At 45.9% G+C, this 20,912-nt stretch carries 14 protein-coding genes and 1 pseudogene; 9 read left to right on the plus strand and 6 right to left on the minus strand.

Going from position 1 to position 20,912, the window contains the following annotated elements; all coding sequences use genetic code 11:
* Positions 1-38 precede the first annotated feature (38 nt).
* Positions 39-1,187 (plus strand): molecular chaperone DnaJ, encoded by a 1,149-nt coding sequence (gene dnaJ / locus AB4486_RS04140; RefSeq protein WP_081231169.1) that lies wholly within the window; start codon positions 39-41, stop codon positions 1,185-1,187.
* 186 nt (positions 1,188-1,373) lie between these two features.
* On the opposite strand, the gene AB4486_RS04145 is transcribed toward dnaJ, so the two are convergent.
* Complete coding sequence (locus tag AB4486_RS04145) at positions 1,374-1,805, minus strand: type IV pilin protein (protein WP_102320238.1); 432 nt, start codon at positions 1,803-1,805, stop codon at positions 1,374-1,376.
* 102 nt (positions 1,806-1,907) lie between these two features.
* On the opposite strand from AB4486_RS04145, the gene AB4486_RS04150 reads away from it, so the two are divergent.
* The 7 genes and pseudogenes from AB4486_RS04150 (at position 1,908) to tadA (ending at position 8,823) form a co-directional block, all read left to right on the plus strand.
* Complete coding sequence (locus AB4486_RS04150; RefSeq protein ID WP_372116547.1) at positions 1,908-2,414, plus strand: GspH/FimT family pseudopilin; 507 nt, start codon at positions 1,908-1,910, stop codon at positions 2,412-2,414.
* The gene (locus AB4486_RS04155; protein WP_372116549.1) at positions 2,395-3,027 is read left to right on the plus strand and encodes a PilW family protein; all 633 of its coding nucleotides are present in this window, start codon (positions 2,395-2,397) and stop codon (positions 3,025-3,027) included. The genes AB4486_RS04150 and AB4486_RS04155 overlap by 20 nt, the downstream gene beginning before the upstream one ends.
* A complete protein-coding gene (locus tag AB4486_RS04160) occupies positions 3,024-4,328 on the plus strand; it encodes a hypothetical protein (RefSeq protein ID WP_017062784.1) in 1,305 nt (434 codons plus the stop codon). Before AB4486_RS04155 ends, AB4486_RS04160 begins: the two co-directional genes overlap by 4 nt.
* Entirely contained in the window at positions 4,318-4,767 is a 450-nt protein-coding gene (locus AB4486_RS04165; protein WP_017062783.1) for a prepilin-type N-terminal cleavage/methylation domain-containing protein, read from the plus strand. Before AB4486_RS04160 ends, AB4486_RS04165 begins: the two co-directional genes overlap by 11 nt.
* A gap of 298 nt (positions 4,768-5,065) precedes the next feature.
* The gene (locus AB4486_RS04170) at positions 5,066-6,628 is read left to right on the plus strand and encodes an AbgT family transporter (protein ID WP_017059875.1); all 1,563 of its coding nucleotides are present in this window, start codon (positions 5,066-5,068) and stop codon (positions 6,626-6,628) included.
* Positions 6,629-6,842: 214 nt separating this feature from the next.
* A complete protein-coding gene (locus tag AB4486_RS04175) occupies positions 6,843-8,132 on the plus strand; it encodes a hemolysin family protein (RefSeq protein WP_372116551.1) in 1,290 nt (429 codons plus the stop codon).
* 86 nt (positions 8,133-8,218) lie between these two features.
* Positions 8,219-8,823: pseudogene (gene tadA / locus AB4486_RS04180) on the plus strand (tRNA adenosine(34) deaminase TadA).
* 61 nt (positions 8,824-8,884) lie between these two features.
* Here tadA and AB4486_RS04185 read toward each other — a convergent pair.
* Both AB4486_RS04185 and mltF read right to left on the minus strand, forming a co-directional pair.
* Positions 8,885-9,016 carry a hypothetical protein gene (locus tag AB4486_RS04185; RefSeq protein WP_017059878.1) on the minus strand — a complete coding sequence of 44 codons (132 nt, stop codon included), beginning with the start codon at positions 9,014-9,016 and terminating at the stop codon, positions 8,885-8,887.
* 316 nt (positions 9,017-9,332) lie between these two features.
* Complete coding sequence (gene mltF, locus AB4486_RS04190; RefSeq protein WP_372116553.1) at positions 9,333-10,901, minus strand: membrane-bound lytic murein transglycosylase MltF; 1,569 nt, start codon at positions 10,899-10,901, stop codon at positions 9,333-9,335.
* 329 nt (positions 10,902-11,230) lie between these two features.
* On the opposite strand from mltF, the gene purL reads away from it, so the two are divergent.
* A complete protein-coding gene (gene purL / locus AB4486_RS04195; protein ID WP_372116555.1) occupies positions 11,231-15,139 on the plus strand; it encodes a phosphoribosylformylglycinamidine synthase in 3,909 nt (1,302 codons plus the stop codon).
* Positions 15,140-15,511: 372 nt separating this feature from the next.
* Here the strand turns inward: purL and AB4486_RS04200 are convergent, their stop codons facing one another.
* The 3 genes from AB4486_RS04200 to AB4486_RS04210 all read right to left on the minus strand — a co-directional run bounded on the left by AB4486_RS04200 (position 15,512) and on the right by AB4486_RS04210 (position 20,410).
* On the minus strand, positions 15,512-18,616 hold the full coding sequence (locus AB4486_RS04200) for an efflux RND transporter permease subunit (RefSeq protein ID WP_372116557.1): 3,105 nt from the start codon (positions 18,614-18,616) through the stop codon (positions 15,512-15,514).
* Positions 18,613-19,935 (minus strand): efflux RND transporter periplasmic adaptor subunit, encoded by a 1,323-nt coding sequence (locus tag AB4486_RS04205; protein ID WP_032545691.1) that lies wholly within the window; start codon positions 19,933-19,935, stop codon positions 18,613-18,615. The genes AB4486_RS04200 and AB4486_RS04205 overlap by 4 nt, the downstream gene beginning before the upstream one ends.
* Before the next feature lie 124 nt (positions 19,936-20,059).
* Positions 20,060-20,410, minus strand: coding sequence for an EF-hand domain-containing protein (locus AB4486_RS04210; protein ID WP_017059884.1), 351 nt, complete (start codon positions 20,408-20,410; stop codon positions 20,060-20,062).
* Positions 20,411-20,912: the final 502 nt, after the last annotated feature.

A 20,912-nucleotide genomic window follows, 5' to 3' on the forward strand; every position in this document is an offset into this window, starting at 1 on the left:
ATCATTCGGTAGTAGCAATTATTTTGGTGACCTAGAACATGTCAAAACGTGATTTTTACGAAGTATTAGGCGTAAGCCGCGATGCATCAGAGCGCGATATTAAAAAAGCGTACAAACGCTTAGCGATGAAATTCCACCCGGACCGTAACCAGGGTGATGAGACCGCAGCAGATAAGTTTAAAGAAGTAAAAGTAGCGTACGAGATCCTAACCGATTCTCAAAAGAAAGCAGCTTACGACCAATACGGTCATGCAGCCTTTGAACAAGGTGGCATGGGCGGCGGCGGCGGTTTCGGCGGCGGTGGCCAAGGTGACTTCGGCGATATCTTCGGTGACGTATTTGGCGACATCTTCGGCGGCGGTCGTCGTGGTGGCGGTCAACAGCGTGCACAACGTGGTTCAGATCTACGTTACAACATGGAACTTTCTCTAGAAGAAGCGGTTCGTGGTGTTTCTAAAGAAATCGAAGTACCAACACTTGTAGAGTGTGATACTTGTGACGGCAGCGGCGCGAAAGCGGGTTCTTCTGCACAAACGTGTGGCACTTGTCATGGCCACGGCCAAGTACAAATGCGCCAAGGTTTCTTTGCGGTTCAACAGACTTGTCCTACTTGTAACGGTAAAGGCAAGATCATCAAAGACCCATGTAACTCATGTCATGGTCAAGGTCGCAAACAGAAGACGAAAACACTTAACGTTAAGATCCCTGCTGGTGTTGATACTGGCGATCGTATTCGTCTATCAGGCGAAGGCGAAGCGGGAGAGCAAGGCGCTCCAGCTGGCGATCTGTACGTACAAGTACACGTAAAAGAGCACAACATCTTCGAACGTGACGGCAACAACCTTTACTGCGAAGTACCAGTAAGCTTCTCTATGGCTGCTCTAGGCGGTGAAGTTGAAGTTCCAACACTGGATGGTCGTGTAAACCTTAAGGTACCAGAAGAGACACAAACGGGCCGTATGTTCCGTATGCGTGGCAAGGGCGTGAAAGGCGTTCGTGGTGGCGGTGTGGGTGATCTAATCGTTAAGCTAGTGGTTGAGACTCCAGTTAAGCTAAGCGCTCGCCAGAAAGAATTACTGCGCGAATTCGAAGAAACATGTTGTGGTGAAGCGGCAAGCAAGCATAAGCCAAAGTCTGAAGGTTTCTTTAGCGGCGTTAAAAACTTCTTCGATGACCTAACTAAGTAATCAATTTATTGATGTCTTAGGTTATTGATGCCTTGAGTTTTTAATGATTTAAGTTATTGATAAAGTTGGAAAAGCCTGCTCGTTTAGCAGGCTTTTTTGTATCTGTAGATCAGGGGAAAAGAAGCTCGAGAAGAAAGAGTCGAGATTTATCAGATAAATTCTAGAGCCCTTTGGTGGTTGCTCTTGTTACTTCCAACACGTTTCTGGCTCCGAAATGCCCGAGTGGTGCAATTCCAACTTATCGGTATTCGAGTCAAAACATTCATCATTTACTTGCTGCGAAAGCGGTTCCGCTTGAATTGAATAGGTGGTGCTACTCGCAGAGATCGCTAGCGTGTATCGGCTAGTATCGGTATCGCAAAACAAGCATGTCCCTCCTGAAATAATATTCTCCGCTGCCGACGCATAGTTCCCTGTGTATAGAGTTTCTATCTCCAGTTGCATCTTGGTTAAGTCGGCCATCGCTGTAACTCGATGTGCCTTGATAACATGGTTGGTATAACTTGGATACGCAATGGCGCCGAGTATCCCCACGATGGCGACAGCGATCAATAATTCGATCAATGTCATTCCTCTAATGCTTAAGTTGTTGTTGTTGCATATATTTCTTCGAATCATCGCGAGTAGTTTCCTTTCATATCTCTGCCCATTTTTCTCTGGTGGTAGCATCGGTGCAAGATTAAATGCAGTTGCGCATTGAGTTACATAGGAATTTGGGAAATGACTCGCGGGTTTACTTTATTAGAGCTGTTAGTAACGGTATCGGTACTGTCGATACTGATAGCGACGGCTGCCCCGAGTTTTAGTTCGGTTACTGAAACCGTCAAGATGCAGCGACTCGCCGGAGAGTTGAATGGTTTTCTCATTCAGGCCAAGTCTGAATCGGTCAAAAGGAATCAAGATCTGTGGGTACATTTCTCTATGGATAAAAATGAGGTGCAATCAACCGGAGAGTGGACTGTAAGGTTAAAGCCTACTGAAGACCTTTCTGGTGAAACGTTACTGATGTTGTCAGGCGAACCGTTTCGAGATGTCTCGTTTTCCCATAACTACACCGGCGCAAGAATCAGCTTTGAGAGTGTTAGAGGAAGGCCTTCCAGGGGGACAATTTATCTATTCCCTAATGGTACTTCCACTGATCGACTTTTGATCAAGCTATCTAGCCCGCCAGGACGAATTAAGGTATGCGGCGAATCGAGCGCTCAGTATGGCTATTATGCGTGTTAAGCCGATAGTGGCAGCGCCTAACAAGCAACGAGGAACATCACTGATTGAATTGATGGTGGCCTCTGTGATTGGTGTGTTCGCGATTTCTATTATTGGCAGTGTCTTTATAACAGGGCAGAGAATTGCCAAAGACAAAGGCATTGAATTATTGCTGCTACAAAATCTAACCAGCACCATGCAGGTCATGAAAGAGGATATCCAACGAGCGGGTTACGATGGTTCAAACGGTTACTCAATCAAGTTGTCTGGCGCGAGTAACACCATCCAAGTGAGTGGCGGTGTGGCGGTGGGTTTTGTTTACTTCCGAGAGGGCTCAAGCGCAAGTAAAGAACATCGAAATATCGTTTACAGAAAAAATGGAACCAAACTGCAAATATGTGAGAAGGGCACCACTGTATCGGAGGCAATTCCTACATTTCATGAGGTTACTGGATGTTACTCACTGTTCGATGACAACCTCATTGATGTTGATGAGTTCAGCATTAATTCCCAAGTATTGGAGCAGAATTCTATCAAGAGCACGCTCACTGATATCAGTATTACAGCGTCAATCCCAACCGCAGGTGTTTCCAAATCTGTTTCGGTTTCCGTTAAGCAGAGGAACTGGCAATGATGATATTTAAAAAGCAGCGTGGTGTGGTGACGTTATTGATTACGTCAGTGCTTTTAATTGGTGCTTTAGTGGTGACATTAGGCACGTATCGCAGTGTATTCCATCAAATTAAAGTCGCACAGAATGAAGTGCAGGGCAGACAAGAACACTGGCGATCGGAAGGAGGCTTGGAGTGTGGCTTCACTTACATCGCTGAAAATGATCTGACAGCTATTCCCAATGATTTAATGGATTATTGTCAGCAGTCGAAAGTCGTTACGTTGGGATCAGAAGCACTCACGCCAAATATATTGGTGTCGAGTTCTGAGTCTTTATCGCTGAACAAAGAGATTAGTTTTGTAGACGCTTCGGGATTAGGAGTAATGCAAACCAATTCGAGTTTAGAATTTATTTCTGATCACAATATCGATATTAATCCTGATATTGCTCTTACTGCTGTTGATGGTATTAACGAGTGTGTATCGGTTCGATTTTTAGATAGTGTTATCTATAAGCAAAAGGGAGGAGGACGTTTGAAGACCATTACTCCAGAGTCACCTCCTTTTTCTACGTTTGAGTCTTGCCAACAAACCACCAATATTAGCAATGATGCAACCATCGACTCCGTTGGGGCGCTGCCTTCAAACTCTTTTCAATCAGATTTCAAATTCGATCCGGATATCGATACGTTCTCTAATTATTTTGGCGTGCCAAAGACGTCAGAGAACATTGACCAAATTAAGCTTGATTATCATGTTATAGACCTTATTGATCGGACAGTTGTCCCCCCTAAGCATATTGACTTGGTTGATGGTGAATATGAAGGAAATAAGTGTAGCAAAGCCATTAATGATGCCTTTTCAAGTGGGGAGAATAAGGTATGGGTTATAGGTGATTGCGTCGTTTATTCACCTGCGATTAATGTAGTTGAACCTATCCCAGGGGTTATTACGCCTCGCTCTTTAGTGATTCAGGACGGCATCGTTGCGAATGGTAACGCGAGCGTATTTGACGGGGCTTTTTATCATCTAAATGATATGACCGTATTCGATAACACTAACTCTCCCGATACTGATACCGACCTACTGAGTGGTTTGTGGGCTAAAGTTCCAGATACAATTCCTATTACTGATTTAGTACAGAGTAATTCGGTTTATATTGGATTTGCTTCTTTTTTCCCTAAAGGAGGGATGTTCTTTGATTCCGTTGGTGGGTTATCGACAATTCAGGGTTCAATCAATTTGGATTATACCGGTGAATACAACCCTCATAGCACTCCTTTAAAAGCGAAGTGGAAGCGAGGATCATGGAATGATTTCTAAGAACTCAGGTTTTAGCTTGATAGAGGTTCTTATCTCTTTTCTGTTGATTGGCGTTGCCTCACTAGGGCTGGTTAAATTACAGGTCTACGCTGAACAAAAATCGGATTTTGCGCTCCACAGCGTAGAGGCGCTGCATTTTGCTGAAAGGCAGATGGAGTATTATCGAACTCGGGCGTCTAATGCGAGTGGGGCGGTAGGTTTAATTCCTTTTTCAGAACTAAATCAGGCGAGTCATTGTCTCAACACAGCAAGTTCAGATCCTTTATCCGGTTTGTCGGGGTCTGCCTATGCCATGACTTGTGAAGTGACTAATGCAAACGGTGCTCTGTCTAGCGCATTAAAAAGCATTACTGTCACAATTGCATGGCAAGATCGTATGAACCACGCACAAAGTATTTACCTCGAAACTATGCTCTCCAAATACAGTGAGTTTGATTGACCCTCAAGCAAACGTTTACTGCATGCCAAGGCTCATGCTACCCCTTTTACTGATAATTTTCACTCCTCGGACATTGTTTACGTGCTAGTTAAAACTCTGTATATGGAATGGTGTTTTTTATGTTTTTATGTTGTTGTGGTTGTATGGTATTTTTGCAAAATATGTCTCCATTTATGGAAAATTAGGTGGAATCTTGTGCTTTTTAACAACGACTTTAATAGAATATGTGCTGTACCAATAGGCCGTGGTCAAAACTTATATTAGGCCTAAACAAAACAACATCACATATGGAGTTACAATGAGTAACCAAGCCGTAAAAAAAGCACCATCGACTGAGAAGATCAGTGGTATGGACCGCTTTCTAAACTTCATTGAACGCGCCGGCAACAAAATTCCAGATCCAGCAATCCTGTTCTTCTGGGCTCTAGTTATTGTATGGGTAGCATCTGCACTTTTATCGAATCTTTCATTCGACTTAATCAACCCTCAAACGGGTGCTGCTCTTGAAGTAAACAACCTACTAACTGGTGAAGCGCTTGCTAGCTTCCTAGCGAATATGGTTACCACGTTCACAGGCTTCGCACCTCTAGGCATCGTACTTGTTGCTATGCTAGGTGTTGGCGTTGCAGACTCTTCAGGCTTCATTACGACTGGCCTTAAGAAGATGCTTAACTTCACGCCAGCTAAGCTACTAACGCCGATGCTAATCTTGGTTGCTATCGTGTCTCACACAGCAGCTGATGCAGGTTACGTTCTAGTAATCCCTCTTGGCGGTATCATCTTCCACGCTGCGGGTCGTCACCCTCTAGCGGGTATTGCAGCAGCGTTTGCTGGTGTATCAGGTGGTTTCTCAGCGAACTTTATCCCTTCAGGTATTGATCCGCTACTAGCTGGTTTCACTCAAACAGCGGCAAACGTTCTTGACCCTGCATATGTGATCAACCCTCTAGCGAACATCTTCTTTACTGGTTTGTCTTCAATTCTAATTGTGGCAATTGGTTGGTACGTTACAGAGAAAATTATCGAGCCTCGTCTTGCTAATACGCCTGTAGATGAAGATGCAGAACAAGCACCTGATCTAGGTACGTTCACAGCCATTGAATCTAAAGCATTCAAATTCGCTGGTTGGGCAATGGTTGCCGGTATTGGTCTGCTTATCGCGGCTCTAATGCCTGAAAACTCAGCACTTCGTTCACCTGAAGGCGAATTAACGGCGTTCTCAGCACCAGTAATGAAGTCTATCGTTCCTCTGATCTTCATCCTGTTTATTATTCCGGGTATCGTCTACGGCCGTGTAGCGGGTACATTCAAGAATAGTAATGATGTTATCAAAGCAATGTCTGAGACGATGGCAACGATGGGCGCATACATTGTAATGTCGTTCTTCTGTGCTCAGTTCCTATCTGCATTCGCTCAATCAAACATCGGTACTATGCTGGCACTTTACGGTGCTGAAGGCTTGAAAGCGATGGACCTTCCAGGTGAAGCAACGGTTGTTGGTATGATTCTACTAACGGCTGCAGTTAACCTTCTTGTTGGTTCTGCTTCAGCTAAGTGGGCACTGATTGGTCCTATCCTAGTTCCAATGCTAATGGTTGTGGGTATCTCTCCTGAGCTATCTCAAGCGGCTTACCGTGTAGGTGACTCAGTGTCTAACATCATCTCTCCACTAATGGTGTTCTTCCCACTGGTTGTTGTTTACTGTCAGCGCTACGTTAAGTCGACAGGTATCGGTACTCTAGCTTCTCTAATGATGCCATTCTCGATTGCGATGTTAATCGGTTGGTCTATCTTCTTGCTAGCTTACTGGGCTCTTGGTATCCCACTAGGTATCCAAGCACCTTACACTTACACAATGTAAGATTGAACTAAGCAAAACTAAGCTTTATTCATTGCTAAGCCCGCACCGAAATGTGCGGGCTTTTTTTCGCTATTTTTTCCGTTTTTTATATCCAAGGTTTTTATATCCAAAACTTTCTATATCCAAAGCTTTTTATATTCAAAATAAAGGCACTCAGCTTATACTCCGGATTACGGCTAATTGTTGGCCGGTAAATTTAGGAAATCCAAGCCACATGAAAATTCTGCTTTTAGTAGGGTTAATTGTTTTAAATGGTCTGTTTGCCATGTCTGAGATTGCATTGGTAGCAGCAAAAAATAGTCGGCTGAAACGCTTAGCCGAAAAACACCGCTCCGCTCAGGTTGCTCTTGATCTCAAAGAAAACCCAACCCGCTTCCTCTCTACAATCCAAATCGGTATCACGGTAATCGGCCTACTCAGCGGGATTGTGGGTGAGGCGACGCTATCGGCTCCACTAGCCGTTCAACTTGAACTGTGGGGACTAGACCCAACACAAGCGAACATCTTGTCTACTGCGGTTGTGGTGGTAGGTATTACTTATTTCGCTATCGTTGTCGGTGAGTTGGTACCAAAGCGTTTTGCTCAGTCTCAAGCTGAAAACATTGCTGTGTTAGTCGCGCTGCCAATCTTCTGGTTATCTAAAATCGCGACGCCGTTTGTGTTTGCGTTGTCGGCTTCAACGGAAGGTATTCTTAAGTTGATGGGCCGAGGCGGTGAAGAAGATAGCGTTACCGAAGATGATATCCATGCACTTGTGAAAGAGGGCTCAGAATCGGGTGTGATTGAACGCGGCGAACAAGAGATGATTCGTAATATCTTGCAGCTTGATGATCGTCTTGTGAGCTCATTGATGACTCCGCGTCGAGACATCGACTTTCTGGATGTCGACCAACCCGTTGAGCAGATATTAAAGAAACTGCGTTCATCAAAACACAGTGTGTTTCCATTGTGCCAAGATCACCTCAATAAAGTGGTGGGTACAGTGTCAGCCAAAGCCTTGCTGAATCAGGCGGGCAATCTAAGCATTCAGGTGATCATGGGGCTGTCTCGCTCGCCGATCTATGTTCCAGAATCGATGAAAGCTCTGCGTCTACTTGGCTACTTTAAAGAGTCGGTCACCGAGATGGCATTCATTGTCGACGAGTATGGCGATGTTCAAGGTCTTGTGACTCATTACGATATTCTTGAGGCGATTGCTGGCGAGCTATCGAATAATCCGAACGATCTTTGGACCGAGCAAGTGGAAGACGGTTTGTTGGTGGATGGATTGATTCCTATCAGTGAACTGAAAAACCGTTTAGAGCTATCGGATTTTGAGGGCGAAAGCGAGAGCTTCCAAACGCTGAATGGCCTTGTGACATGGTTAATAGGGCGCTTACCGGATGCAGGCGAAGTTGTTCAATACCAGCAGTGGCAGTTTGAAATTATCTCTGTTGAGAACAATCGCATTGTGAGTATCAAAGCGACGCCAATAGCCGATCACATAGAAGACGCTAATAGCTAACAGTTCGACCAACCAGCAAGCGGCAATGGTTCATTGTCTGTTGTTGTCTATTACCTCTTTATTGTTCATTATCTCTAAGATTAGGTATGCTTCACCGCATACCTATTTTCGTTTTTATCCTTTGTTTCTGGAGTTCCCTTTGTCAGACCATCAATTTACCCCTCAAGATGAAATCTTCATGCGACGCGCCATCGAGGTGGCTACGCAAGCAGAGAGCGAGGGAGAGGTTCCTGTTGGTGCAGTATTAGTAAAAGATGGGGAGATTATCTCTGAAGGATGGAACCGTTCGATTGGCAGCCACGATGCTACGGCACACGCAGAAATTGAAACCTTGCGTAAAGCCGGTCAAGCCTTAGAAAACTATCGGCTACTCGATACCACTTTATACGTTACGCTAGAGCCTTGCCCAATGTGCGCAGGTGCCTTGCTACACAGCCGAGTAAAGCGCATTGTGTTTGGTGCTCCAGACTTAAAAGCAGGCGCTGCAGGTACAGTGTTGAATTTGTTTGAAAGCCAGGCCTCATACCACTATGCCGACGTTGAACATGGTTTGTTAGAGGAAGAGTGCCGTGAGCAATTACAAGCGTTTTTCAAGCGTCGTAGAAAAGAGATAAAAGAGAAGCGAAAGCAAGAACGTCTGTTGGAAGAGCAGCGTTTAGAAGCAGAGATGAAGGCTGGCAATAAGAAATAGCAGCGTACTTTCGGCACTCTCTATCGCAAGAGTGCCAAGCAAACTGACTGAGTAACTACATTTACTCAGCAATCATCTGCATGAAAGCGCGATTGCGCCAAATGATCTTCTTCTTATTATTTGAAAGCATACGCTTACGACGGTTTGCAGCAACGGTCTTATCAAGGCGTTTCGATTTCAGTTTCTTCATCATTTCAATGATTTCCTATTTGTCGTCTGACTTTTTAGTTTGGACTAACGATTTAATTATAGTGTTATTCGTTTGTTTGGCCTGTCGCACGCTTGGCTTAAATAGAAGAGCAGTTCTAGTCTAAAGCCAGCATTGCAGTGCAACAGAGCATAATCTTGATTGTGGTGTGCCGTTATAAGGTTCGATTGTTACTGCAATATGACACTCTAGATCTCATCATCATTTTCTTGCCTGCTTCCCTTATCCCTTAGTGACGAAAGAAGAGTCGAAAAAAGACAATAAAAAAGAGCAATGCTAGATGGCATTGCTCTTTTGGGTTTTACTGTGAAGGCTCAGAACTGCTTACTGTCGATTCAGCAGCGCTAATGCTTGATTCAGCACTAGAAGTCTCTAAAGGTGGGATGACAATCAAACCCTCAAGACTCTCTTCTTGTTCTTTATTACGCTTATTTACATGGCCGATGATGCTTTGGTAATAACGGCGAATGTTCTCAACGTAATTTCTAGCTTCATCACCACGCGCATAGCCGTAGCGAGTTTGGCTGTAGTACTTCTTCTGTCTTAACAGAGGCAGTCTGTCTTTCACATCGCCCCAAGCATCGGGATCGCCACCTTGTGCCTTCGTGAGGCGACGCGCGTCCATCATGTGCCCGTAACCGACATTGTATGAAGCAAGTGCAAACCAGATCTTTTCGTGTTGAGTGATTGAATCTGGTACTCGGTTCACGATACGACGCAGGTACTCAACACCGCCTTGTACCGACTGGTTCGGGTCGAGACGGTTGGTTACCCCAACACTCTTCGCGGTGGGCAGTGTCAACATCATCATGCCACGAACACCCGTTGGTGAGCGCGCAACAGGGTTCCAGTGTGATTCTTGGTAGGCCAAAGCGGCAATCAAGCGCCAATCAAATTCTTGAGAGTACCTTTGAAATAGCGGCGACCATTTTGGCAACTTGCTGTCCAGTGCGCGGATAAAGGCACGAGTATCAACGTAGTCAAAAGTGCCGATGTGGCCGATGTATTTCTCTTCTAGTGAAGCCAGTTCACCAGACTGTTTTAGGTTACCGAAGAACTCAATCAGCAAAGCATACAGGCTTTCATCTTCCGATCTATTTAGGTACCAAGAGATAGGTTGGTCTTCTGTCAGCTCAAATGCCAAGGCAACATCTGGGTACAAACGTTGCGCCAGTGATAGCTCGATAGAGTCGGCCACTGTGAATAAACGTTCGCCTGTTGATACTTCTTTTAGCAGGTCATTGATGTCTGCATTGCCAACCGCGTCATAGATGAAGTCATCGTGCGTTTTCTGCAGCAGTTTGAGTGTTGGTTCAAAGTGTGAGTCTTTCACCACAACCAAAGATGGCGTTAATGTGTCAGTAGACGCCGCCTCTTCTGATTCAGTTTGTGCTTTAACAAAGTCAACCTGACGCTCATTCTCGAAATTGATCAGTTGTTCAAGGTTTCTCGGTCGCCACTGGCCTTTTTTGTATACGACCTGTTGGCTTACGTAGTAATAAGCAGGTGCGGCGCGATAAGCTCGTGTCAGTTTGTTGTTTTGCGTTAAGCCGGTCGCGATAAGATCGATTTCGCCTTTCTGCAGTGCAGGGAACAAGCCAGACAAACGGTAAGCGGGTTTAACCTCAAGCTTTACACCAAGCTCCTGCGCAAATTCACGAGCTAATTCGTAATCCAAGCCAGCAGGACCATCAGGACCGATGTAATAAGAGAGTTGGTTATTTAGGGTGCCGACACGAAGAACGCCACGATCTCGTATCTGCTCAAGGACACTTTTAGGTTCAGATTCAATCTGGCATCCAGCCAACCCAAATAGGGCGATGGCGAGCAGAAGGAACTTAGACGAAAAGATGAGCGTAAATTTAGGCATCAAAATGAAATCTCGAAAAGTGGAAGCTCCTTTATACCAAACCCCGCAAGGCTGGCAAAGCAGGTTTAATTAAACAGTTGTAAAAGTGGTGATAAATGCAGCAAAAGTACCATTTACGCAGAAAGATAAAAAAAATCACGCAAACGGTTGCTTTTGGTGTTACGTCACAAAAAGAAATGCTTTATAATGCGCTCGCATTGAAGAGGTGGGATCGGCATAGGTTTTTAAACCTTCGGGAATAGCTTCGAAGAAAACAGTTAGGTTTTTCCTTTAACCCACTGAATTTATTCCAATACTACCTTAATCAACTGCATAAGAGACGTAAGCACATGAGAATTTTGCGTGGCTCCCCAGCTCTATCTGAGTTTCGTGTTAACAAGCTTTTAGAGCTTTGTCGTGAATTAAGCTTACCTGTAACAGGTATTTACGCTGAGTTTGCCCACTTTGCTGATCTAACGGCAGACCTAGATGAGTCTGAAGTTGAGAAGCTAGAAAAGCTACTGACTTACGGTCCAACGATTGAAGAGCATGAACCTGAAGGTTTACTGCTGCTTGCAACGCCACGCCCAGGCACTATCTCGCCTTGGTCTTCAAAATCAACAGATATCGCACACAACTGCGGACTGGCTAAAGTGTCACGTCTAGAGCGCGGTACTGCTTTCTACATTGAAACCTCTGCTGAACTTTCTGAACTTCAACTTGTTGAGCTGAAAGCAATCCTGCACGACCGTATGATGGAAGTGGTTTTCACTGACTTCGAATCAGCGGCGGCACTATTTACCGTTGCTGAGCCTGCTCCTTATGCGGAAGTTGACCTACTAACTGGTGGACGTAAAGCGCTTGAAAAAGCAAACGTTACCCTAGGTCTTGCACTTGCAGAAGATGAGATTGATTACCTTCTTGAAAGCTTCACTGAGAAGCTAGGTCGTAACCCGACGGACATCGAGCTAATGATGTTTGCACAAGCGAACTCAGAGCACTGTCGTCATAAGATCTTTAACGCTGATTGGACTATCGATGGCGTTAAGCAAGAAAAATCATTGTTCAAGATGATTAAGAACACCTTTGAAACGACACCAGAACATGTTCTGTCTGCTTATAAAGATAACGCAGCGGTAATGACAGGTTCTGAAGTTGGTCGTTTCTTCCCAGATCCAGAAACTCGCCAGTACAGCTACCACCAAGAAAAAACACACATCTTGATGAAAGTTGAAACGCACAACCACCCAACGGCAATCTCACCGTGGCCAGGCGCATCGACAGGTTCAGGCGGTGAAATCCGTGATGAAGGCGCAACCGGTATTGGTGGTAAGCCAAAAGCGGGTCTTGTTGCTTTCTCTGTATCTAACCTTAAGATCCCGAACTTCGTTCAACCTTGGGAAACTGACTTTGGTAAGCCAGGCCGTATCGTTACTGCTCTGGATATCATGCTTGAAGGTCCTCTTGGTGGCGCGGCATTCAACAACGAATTTGGTCGTCCAAACCTACTTGGCTACTTCCGTACTTACGAAGAGAAAGTAAACTCTCACGCAGGTGAAGAAGTGCGTGGTTACCACAAACCAATCATGCTAGCTGGTGGTCTTGGCAACATCCGTGATGAGCACGTTCAGAAGAAAGAGATCCCGGTAGGTGCAAGCCTAATCGTTCTAGGTGGTCCTGCGATGAACATCGGCCTTGGCGGCGGTGCGGCATCTTCAATGGATTCTGGTTCTTCTTCTGAAGATCTTGATTTCGCTTCTGTACAACGTGAAAACCCAGAGATGGAGCGTCGTTGTCAGGAAGTTATCGACCGTTGTTGGCAGCTTGGTGATGCGAACCCAATCGCATTTATCCACGATGTGGGCGCGGGCGGTATCTCGAATGCTCTTCCTGAGCTAGTCGACGATGGCGAGCGTGGCGGTATCTTTAATCTACGTGACGTGCCAAACGATGAGCCGGGCATGAGCCCACTTGAGATCTGGTGTAACGAATCTCAAGAGCGTTATGTAATGGCGGTTGCTGATAAAGACATGGCAACGTTCGACGCGATTTGTAAGCGTGAACGTGCACCGTACGCAGTGGTTGGTAAAGCAACTGAAGAACGTGATCTGAAATTAGAAGATTCACACTTCGACAACACGCCAATCGACATGCCAATGGACATCCTATTAGGTAAAACACCTAAGATGCACCGTGACGCGAAAACGCTAAAAGCTAACAACCCTGCGATTGACCGTTCTGGCATCGAGATGAACGAAGCGGTTGACCGTGTTCTTCGCTTGCCAACAGTCGCTGAGAAAACATTCCTTATCACCATCGGTGACCGCTCGGTAACAGGCCTTGTAGCTCGTGACCAAATGGTTGGTCCATGGCAGGTTCCTGTTGCTAACTGCGCAGTAACAGCGGCAAGCTACGACTCTTACCACGGTGAGGCTATGTCTCTTGGTGAGCGTACGCCAGTGGCACTTCTAGACTTCGGCGCATCGGCTCGTCTAGCGGTTGGTGAAGCAATTACTAACATCGCAGCGACCAACATCGGCGATATCAAACACATTAAACTGTCGGCTAACTGGATGTCTCCAGCAGGTCACCCAGGTGAAGATGCAGGTCTTTACGAAGCGGTTAAAGCGGTTGGTGAAGAACTATGTCCAGCTCTGGGTCTAACTATCCCAGTGGGTAAAGACTCAATGTCGATGAAGACTAAGTGGGAAGAGAATGGCGAGCAGAAAGAAGTAACGTCTCCGCTATCTCTTGTTATCACTGCGTTTGCACGTGTTGAAGATGTTCGTAAGACGATTACTCCTCAGCTTCGCACTGACAAAGGTAATACAAGCCTAGTTCTTATCGACCTAGGTAACGGCAAAAACCGTATGGGTGCAACAGCACTTGCACAGGTTTACAAGCAGCTTGGTGACAAGCCAGCAGACGTAGACAACGCAGCGCAACTAAAAGGTTTCTACGAAGGCGTTCAAGCACTTGTAGCGAACGACCAAGTTGTCGCTTACCACGATAAAGGCGATGGTGGTCTATTCGTAACGCTAGCAGAAATGGCATTCGCAGGTCACTGTGGTGTTAATGCAAACATTGAAGCGTTAGGTGAAGACACGCTAGCAGCACTGTTCAACGAAGAGCTAGGTGCAGTAATCCAAGTCCGTAACGACGACCTAGACGCAGTACTTTCTACTCTTGCAGCTAACGGTCTAGAAGCATGTTCTCATGTGATTGGCAGCGTTGTTGGTGAAGGGGAAGCATCAGATGAACTAGTGATTAAGTCTGGCGAGTCTGTAGTGATTGAACGTAACCGTACTGAACTACGTACTATCTGGGCTGAGACAACGCACAAGATGCAAGGTCTGCGTGATAACCCAGTATGTGCTGACCAAGAACACGAAGCGAAGAAAGACAACTCGGACCCAGGTCTGAACGTGAAACTGAGCTTTGACGTAAACGAAGACATTGCTGCACCGTTCATCAACACTGGCGCTAAGCCTAAGATGGCGATTCTACGTGAGCAGGGTGTTAACTCTCACGTTGAAATGGCAGCAGCATTCGACCGTGCAGGCTTCGAAGCAACTGATATTCACATGAGCGACATCCTTACGGGTCAAGCAGTTCTAGAAGAGTACAACGGCCTTGTGGCTTGTGGTGGCTTCTCTTACGGTGACGTACTAGGCGCTGGTGAAGGTTGGGCTAAGTCGGTTTTGTTTAATGACTCTACTCGTGAGCAATTTGAAAACTTCTTCAAGCGTGAAGATACCTTCTCTCTAGGTGTGTGTAACGGTTGTCAGATGTTGTCTAACCTACGTGAACTTATCCCTGGTGCAGAGTACTGGCCACGTTTCGTTCGCAACGAATCTGAGCGCTTTGAAGCACGTTTCAGCCTAGTAGAAGTTCAGAAGTCAGATTCTGTATTCTTCAACGGCATGGAAGGTTCTCGTATGCCAATCGCTGTTTCTCACGGTGAAGGCCGCGTAGAAGTACGTGATAACGACCACCTAAACGCGATTGAAAACTCAGGTACGGTTGCTCTACGTTACGTTGATAACAACGGTAACCAAACGCAGCAATACCCGAATAACCCGAATGGTTCGCCAAACGCTATCACAGGTTTAACAACGACTGACGGCCGCGTGACAATTATGATGCCTCACCCAGAGCGTGTATTCCGTACGGTTGCAAACTCTTGGTCTCCGGAAGGTTGGGGCGAGAATGGCGCTTGGATGCGTATGTTCCAAAACGCACGTAAGAACGTGGGTTAATTGAAAACGATTTAAACAGTGTTATCGGGACAATAACCACAAGCGCAGATCGAAAGGTCTGCGCTTTTTTTGGTGGTGAGTGTGGTGTAGGGATCACCGTATAGTGGATGTGTGTATAACAAACTTTTGGACAGAAATGAGTTTTGGAAAATCAAACATTAGCAAATGACTAATAACTTCAGGTATGACAAATAACTAAACCTGATAGAAAAACTGCCACCAAAGAGCAAAAGACAAGACCTGACCCTATTGTTTTTTGTACGCAAAAAAACAGCAGTCAGTGATAGGGTTTAATCGCCAAATAAATTCTACGCAAACTACCATTTTCATGCCGGGCTAAATGACATGGTTCAGCATGCACTCCCAAGGGCCTCAAAGGGAAGATTGAGCACCTTCTGCCCATTTGGTCAGCTTTAAATCGTCCAAAATAAGCAGCACGCAAGGCACAACAATTGACGCTAGTAACGTAGCCGAGACTAAGCCAAACGCAATACTGGCAATTAACGGGATCAGAAATTGCGCTTGCGTACTGGTTTCGGTTAACAGTGGAAGCAATCCTGCAAATGTGGTTAACGAGGTGATAAATATCGCTCTAAATCGGTCACGTACCGCCTCTCGACAAGCGTCTATCAAGCGCTCGCCTTGGGCGATATTCTTCTTAATAAAATTGACCAACAGAATGTTATCGTTAACGACGATACCCGCTAAGGTAGCAAAGCCAACCAAGCTTGGAATAGTCAAATCGAACCCCATGCCCAAGTGCCCCCATACCACACCAATCCAGCCCATAGGGATTGCCAGCAGCACAGCAATCGGTTGAGTGTAGCTTTGTAACAGGAACACTAAAATAAGATAAATCCCCACCACGCCAAGAGCAAAGAAGGTCGCCAGCGAGGAGCCCGTATCTGAGCTTTCTTTATCCTGACCTTGCGAGGTGAAGGTGATGTCTGGGAATTTGTGTTGAGTTTGCGAGACAAATTCGCTATTGAACTGCAGCATGATTTCACGCGCATTGGCAACCCGCGTATCGATATTGCCTTGCACAACCACAGTGTTCATCCCATTAATGCGGTGAATTCGCGAGAAGGCTTGTTTTCTGTCAAACGTCGCAACACTTGATAATGGAACTAGGGTTCCATTGCCTGCCGTCACCATCAAGTTATTCAACTCATACAGGCTAGCTTGGTGCGTAAACTCATCCAGTCTCACACTAATATCCACCAGCTCGCCTTGTTGGAAAACCGTCAGATCAGTACTGCCTTTTACCGCGCTGCGCAGCGTTTGAGCAATGTTGGAAGCATTAACTCCCATCACGCCAGCTTCATCTTTAAGGTTAACGTGAAATTCGGTTCTGCCCTCACGCAGATCGGTGGAGAGGTTATAGACACCGTCAAATCCCTTCAACCATTTCACCAGCGAGCGGCTGACTTGATTGAGCTCTTGTAACGACTCACCCTGAACCCGAATATCAATGCCATTGCCAGCAATGCCCCGTTCTTTATCGGTAAACTTGAGTGAAACCACATCTGCCGTAGGGCCTACTTTTTGTTTCCAATCTTGGATCAGATCTTTAATGCTCTGCTGCCTAAATTGCGCTGGCAATAGATCGGCACTGACGGTTGCCATATGCGGCCCCGACTCATTAGCATCAGCATTTGAGTTGAACATGATCGTGGTGCTCGCGACCAAAGGTTTTGAGCTTGGGTATTTCTCTGCGTATTCTTGGTTGAGTTCATCAAGCGCGTTTGAAACCTTCTCCACCACCGCCTCTGTCTGGCTCAGTAAACTGCCTTGAGGGAGCAAGATACGCGCCTGCAGCACATCACTTTCCAAGGCAGGCATGGCTTTGAATTTCAGCCAACCTGACGAAATGGAAGCGGTTGAAATCATCACCACCATCACCAATATCCCTACTGAAAGATAAGGTGCATTCATCGCCTTGACACTCACTGGCACAAAGAATCTGTCTCTGATGTTTTCAAAACCGGCAATGAACTTGTCCCGTATAGGATTAGAGCGAGATTCAGTATGGCTATGTGCCAAATGAGACGGCAAGATCAAGAAAGCTTCTATCAGACTAACAAGCAAGGTAATCAATAACACGATGGGAATATAGCGTAGTACTTCGCCCATCTTGCCTGTGAGAAACATCAGCGGCCCTATCACCATGATGGTGGTAGCAAACGATGCAATCACACCTGGGAAGACTTGTTTGGTACCTTCAACTGCAGCGTCAAACGCGGGTAGCCCTTGTTGCCTCTTGGCAGCGATGTTTTCTGCAATGATCAACGAGTCGTCCATTAGCAGACCAATCGCGACAATCAGCCCGACCAGCGTCATCATATTCAGGGTATAACCGAGAAGTTGTATCGCAAAAATGGCGCCAAGGAATGAAACCGGCAGCCCCATGGTGACCCAAAAGCTAAAGCGAATATTAAAAAACGCCCACAACATCAAAAATGCCAGTGCTAATCCCTGTGCGCCATTGCTGGTGAGGATTCTCAGACGCTCAATAATATTGGTGCTGGAATCTTGGGTGATGGTTAAAGCGACGCCTTCAGGGGCTCTCGCCTGTTCTTTTTCAACGATGCTGACGATCGCATCTTTGACCGTTAAGGTATCTTGAAATTGCGTTTTGGACACCTGAAGCAAAGCGGCACGCTGACCATTGAACAGGATTTGATTTTCATCGCTAGTGAACTTCTGCTGAATAACGGCAACATCACCGAGGCGAACCTGAGTCCCCGTCTCACTGGATTTAATCACGATATTTTCGAAGTCTCTGACGTTGCTGCCTAAGTGGTCGAAGCGGACGCTGATCTCTTCCAAGTCATTACTAAATACGCCAGCAGGAGTGCTGATACTTTGCTGTTGTACTAGATTGGACAAGTCGGACACACTCAGGCCGTACTGCTGCAACTTCCACTGCGATACGCGAATTTCTATTTCTTGATCCGCAAAACCGCTCACGGTCACCTGAGCGATCAATGGGCTCTCTTTTAACTTGTGCTTAATTTGTTGGGCATAGAGATATAAGTCCCTATCTGACATATTGCCGGTAATCGCGACACTGGCCATCGTTGCCACTCGGTCCAGTTTCGACACCGTGATCTGCTCAACTCGATCCGGAAAATCACTGATGGCGTTAACCTGCTGTTGAATATCGCTGGTTAAAGTGTCAATGTCTTCATCATCGCCGATTTCCACATTGGCGATGACCAAACTCTCTCGGGCATCACAGCTTAACTCTTTAATTCCACTCAGCTTATCGAGAGAATCTTCCAACGGGTAACACACTTCTTCCATCATCTCAAAAGGTGACGCGCCCGGATAAACGATCCGAACCTCAATATTTTTGGTCGGCGTCAACGGAAAAGTGTCTTTCTGCAGTTTGGGCAAGGCAAAAGCCCCTAACAGCAGTACCGCCATCATCAGGACATTGGCGCCAGTGGTGTGCCGAGCAAAAAAAGCGATCATAATTTGCCCTCTTTCTGAATCGCGTTTAGGGCTTTAAATCCGCTCTGCGTATCCAACCAAAGGCCGATTTTCTCATCCGGTTGCGGTTGTAAAGCCATCCCCTCAACGGCGGGTGAAAGTTTACTTAGCACAACCACATCACCGAATTCCACGCCAGATTTGATCACCGCAACCTGCCCTTGGACGAAATCTATCCTGACAGGTTTGCTTTTCAGTTTACCTTCAGAGACAGTGTAAACTTTACCATCATGGATGGCGTTTATCGGTAGCAAGACTTGTTGCTCCATCATTGGTGCTTTAATCGTGACTTTAACGAAAGTCCCACGAATAAGTGGTGGCTTCTCCCCGGGAATGGCTTGCTGATAGGGCTGATTTACTTGTGCAACCAGGCTTTGGCTTTGAGTCTGAGCATCGATTTCACCGCCGGAGCGGCTGATCTCGGCAGGCCAAGTAATTACTTTATCGCCTGCTTGGAGCTCGACTGTCGCGCTCAAGTTGCTATGAACATCTTCGTCAAGCGAGTCAAAGCGATTGGAATTTCTTAGCGGACGCATTTTACCAAGCGGAAACTGCGCGCGAACCTCAACGGCATCGATGTCATCCGCTTTGAGCAGCAATTCCCCCTTGTTGACATACTCGGCGAGTCCAACCAAGGTTTCGACAATGCGAATATCAAATGGGGCTTTAATTACGGTTTGTTCGAGATCTCGGTTTGCAAGTGCTAGTTCCGTTTGCAAAACCTTTTGCTGCGCTTGATTAATTGCCAGTTGGTTTTTCTGTGTCTGGAGCTGTTGCTGGCTGCTGAGCAAGTCTTTGGTCGCGCGGTCTTTCTCTGTTTTGGAGATATGCCCGGTTTCACTCAATTTGATTGAGCGGGCATATTCTGACTGTTGTACCTCAAACTCTTTCTCTGCAATCTTGAGCGAATCGATAATGGTCTGATTCGTTAGCATTAGCACTTCAAGCTCAGCTTGCAAACGGGCAATAGTAAGTTGATAAGCGGTGGGGTCAATTCTAAGGAGTTCGCTGTCTTTGCGGATAATAGCGCCCGTTTTGTATTGCTCAGAAACCCACACAACCGCGCCGTCAAGTTCAGACTGTGCCTGCCAGTCTTGAACAGACTCGGTATGTCCATATCCGATGGCAGAAGGTTGGATATTTCGCGGCTCGACTTTCAACACCCGAACCACCTTTTTAGCAGCCGTATTACTCGCATTAGGCGGTTCAGCCTTCATCCCTGGTGCGATCACCAATAACGCGATGCCCAACAAAACAGGAGGAACAAACAGAGCCCTTTGTAACCAGCTATACCTAGTCATAGCGATTCCCTTACTATATATTAGCTTTTCCTTAAGCAAAAGGTAGCACACCAACATAAGCGGATTTGCTTCCTTGATCTCAAAATAAGTCAGGCCTCACAAATGGAGGCCTGATTGAATTGAGCTACTGATTGTTTTTGCCTTTGCCCATGGTATTTTTGGGGTTCACCATGCCTTGATGAGCATTAAACTCTTGTTGAGAGATAGCGCGATCCGCGTTGCTATCTAACGAAGCAAAACTGTGGCTTTGATTGATATTTTTCAACGTACGTCCCTCTTCTGCTCGCTGGGCAATACGTTCTGAGCGTGCTTGATTGAACTCGGCTTCGGTTATCTTGCCATCACCATCGAGATCAAACTGTGAAAATACTGGGCGTGACATATTGTTATTCATGCCTTTATTCATTCCACCAGCCATTGCTCCGAAGGCAATAACGATACCGAGTAACGCGATTATCGTGCTTTTGATTTTCATGACGTTTTCCTTCTCTTTGTTTCACTACTTAAGAATATACTAATGTAAGTAAGATAACGTCATGTGATGTAAAGGTATGTAAAGATGGCTAAGTAGATATCGATTTATGTTCTTATCGGTTTGTAAGCGCAGCGCAACAGAAATTATGAAACTTCTGCCGCTAGTACTCTGGTAAGAGTACAGGCATAGCTATGTCCAAATGGTTTTCAAATTATCCCAAACTTTCAGCCACCGAAACCGAAACCGAAAAGCCAATGATATAAAATCCCTAGTTTCGAAAAATATGGCGATTTTTAGACATTCAGAGTGTTTTCGAACTTTTGCCCAGCAGTTTGCCTTGCAAATATCCAACAGACAAGGGATTACTTTTAGTAGGGCAAATACATGTTAACATTCTGTTAACTCTGACTGGTAATGGGGCAATAATGATTCCCAGAACATACAAAAAAGCCGCTGGATTGAACCCCAGCGGCTTATTATTTTCTAGCATCTAGCATCTAGC

Origin of the sequence: Vibrio sp. 10N.222.55.C6 (assembly GCF_041473395.1) — a bacterium.
Classification (GTDB): Bacteria; Pseudomonadota; Gammaproteobacteria; order Enterobacterales; family Vibrionaceae; genus Vibrio; species Vibrio crassostreae_C.